We start from the raw sequence: 2866 nt of genomic DNA, 5'->3' as shown, positions 1-2866 counted from the left end.
TCGTTCATAATCTTTTTCATTGTCAGATAGCCACATTGGCATTTCAATATCAAAATGCAAAGTCAAAAATTCCAGTCCCTTTTTTAAACTAGAGGGACTTGCAATGTCCTCATTCTCAAGTTCAAAAATATAATCAGACCGGAAACCAAGGGTTTAGCTAACTTTTGTCAAGTCCATTATCAATTTCTGTCGAATGAAATTTAGCGCAGCTAAACCAAGTCCACTGAAATCACTGAACATTTTACCAATCATCTCATTCATTGTTCAACTTAAATTGCAATGCTTAGGTTGTTTTGATATAACTTATGTTGTTGTTCAGGTGTAATCATGATGAACTCTTGTTGGTTCTTTAACACTGAAAATATAATTCTTATAAACTTATGCATAATAGCACCAAGTGCTACCTTTCTTGGTTTTTTGAGTATAAGCTCCTGATAGTAATCGTATAATACTTTATTTCGATAACGACCATTTTTCATTTTTGTGATTGATAACATTGCGGCCATGTAAAGAGCTCTTCTAAGCTCAGGCGCACCCCGTTTACTTACCTTATTATGCAAACGATTATACTGGCCTGACTGTTTGACGCCAGGATCTAATCCACAGAAAGCGACTAATGCCTTAACCTTCTTGAATCTGGAGATGTCTCCTATTTCACTGGCTATTGCTGGTGCTATGTTGCCTCCTATTCCTGGAATACTTTTTAGTAATCTAACACTGTCAAGATCTTGTGAAAGTTCATGTATCTGCTCTTCAAGTTGAGCCAAATATTTATCGTATTCAAGTATAAGCAAGACATGTATCTTAATGGTAATAAAAAAAGTTTTCACCTTTCTTCCGATAATCTTGGCATCATCAAGAATGTCAATAAGCTTGTCATAATATTTTGTGAAGTATGCCTGCCCACGGCAAGGTGTGATTAACTTTAGAGTAGAATAAAAGCTATCATACGTAATCATCTCTGGCTTACATATAAGTTCAAGCGTTGCCAATGAGGACTTACATGCCATGTCTTTAAAGAGTTTCTTATAGGTTGGAAGCACTTGCTCCACATCTGCAACAAGCTGCATTACTTGTGTTGTCCTCTGTTTGGAAAGCTTCTGTCTTGCTCTTGTCAGAACCCTAAGACGCATATAGTCTTGTGATAATGGCATGCATTCCGTCAACTTTTTTTGGATGAGCTTGTTAAGTTTACCTGTAAGGTATAAGTTTGCTAAGTCATAGGAATCAGCATGATCATTCTTAACTTTTTTAACAGAGATCTTGAGTTTGAAAGCAAAACAGAACTAAAACAAGCCCTAAACCATTGAAAACATTGGATTTTAGGGCTTTGATTTTGTTCGTTTTTATGTAGTGATATATTTCTTATTTTGTATCTGATATCATTTTTTTTATTGAGTCAAGCGTTACGTATTTTTGATTGAGATTTGTTCCTAGTTTTTGATCCATTTGCTCTAATAATTCATTATAATAGGTTGCTTTGTAGTAGTTTAGCTTTAGATAATCTACATTAGCTTTTTTTAATGAATCAATGATTCTTTCTGTTGAAAATGCATAATTGAGTTCGAGCTCAAGTATTCTAAGAATAAGTAAAGATAAAAAACACGTAAGGAAATGTCCTTCTATACCCCCTTCGCTTCGGATATAGGCAGGCCTTGTCTGTAACTGAGACTTTGTCACTTTGAAGGTTTCTTCGATTTTCCATAAGCCTCTATATTTTTCTATAATCTCAGAATCTGACATATCTAATTCGCTAGTAACAATAGAATAATATCCGTCATATTTTTCTTCTTCTTGAATCAGTTCCATATCAAGGCTAGGCACTATATCCTTTCTAGCTTGTGTAAGTTCACCGGTTTTTTTGTCAAGTTTCATGCCCTTAATGTACTTCATAGAGCCATAACTATTAGCTTTAGCATATCTTGATGGACTGTTAATAAGTGATTGAGCTTTTGCAATGGCTTCATCACGTTTATGTTTGCTACGCTTTGCGTATTTACTAGAAAAGAAAACAACATGCTTTTCGTCAATGTCAACCTTCACATCTTTACCCTCTTCGTTTTGAACAGTAATTGTGGTGGGATAAACTCTCGCCTTAATTTTGTAATCTTCGCCCATCCATACATAGTCTTTTTCATCAAGAACATACTTTTTGATTTCTTTTGAAGCTTTAGTACCTCTAACGGATCTAGAAAAAATATAACCGTCGCCCTTAATAATATTATAAGCTTTATTGGTGCTAGAGTTTAAACCTTTATCAGCTACTACAATAACCCTTTTTAAGTTATAGTTCTTTTTTACTTCTGAAAGAATAGGTAACAATGTTTCAAAATCTGTTGTATTACCACTAAAGAGTTTATAGGTTATAGGTAACCCTGCTTTATCAAGTAAAAGACCCATTTGAATAATAGGTTTGCCTTTTTTGTCTTTTCCCATACCTTTACGAATTAAGTCTGTTTGCTCGTCGATGTGAAAGTAGTAATTGGTTACATCATAATAAACATTAGAAGTATCTCTACCATATTTCATGGTGATATTTTCATGTAATTCTAGCAATAATCTATCTTTATCTTTAGCTAAAATAGGTAAAGCTCTGTAGATAGATTTAAGAGGGAAGTTAAAATTCTCAAAATAAAAGTCCTTATTTTCATGAGCTGCTAACTTTGAACAGGGATGGAGAATGCGTTCATAAACCAGTAATTTCAAGATATTGTTTAAAGGAATCCTCGAAGAAAGTCCTCGCTCTCTGTTAATCATAAATGTATGAATACCAAGAGAATGATAGATTTTACTAAGGATTGAGAAACCAATGTTTTTAATATCATTAGTATTAACGTCAAGTTTTTCATTCATATCTAAAATCAGT

Annotated in this window: 2 protein-coding genes; both read right to left on the bottom strand. The window is 33.6% G+C overall.

The features are described 5' to 3' along the window. Nucleotides 1-269: 269 nt before the first annotated feature. Nucleotides 270-1262 (bottom strand): IS110 family RNA-guided transposase, encoded by a 993-nt coding sequence (locus AC6F8J_RS06230; protein ID WP_500721846.1) that lies wholly within the window; start codon nt 1260-1262, stop codon nt 270-272. Between the two features lie 103 nt (nt 1263-1365). Continuing rightward, nucleotides 1366-2866: IS1634 family transposase (locus tag AC6F8J_RS06225; protein WP_500721845.1), on the bottom strand; the 1501-nt coding region annotated here is incomplete at its 5' end.

The organism is Petrocella sp. (genome assembly GCF_059865615.1).
Note: the sequence above shows the minus strand (reverse complement) of the source record. Positions and strands in the feature narration are given on the sequence as shown.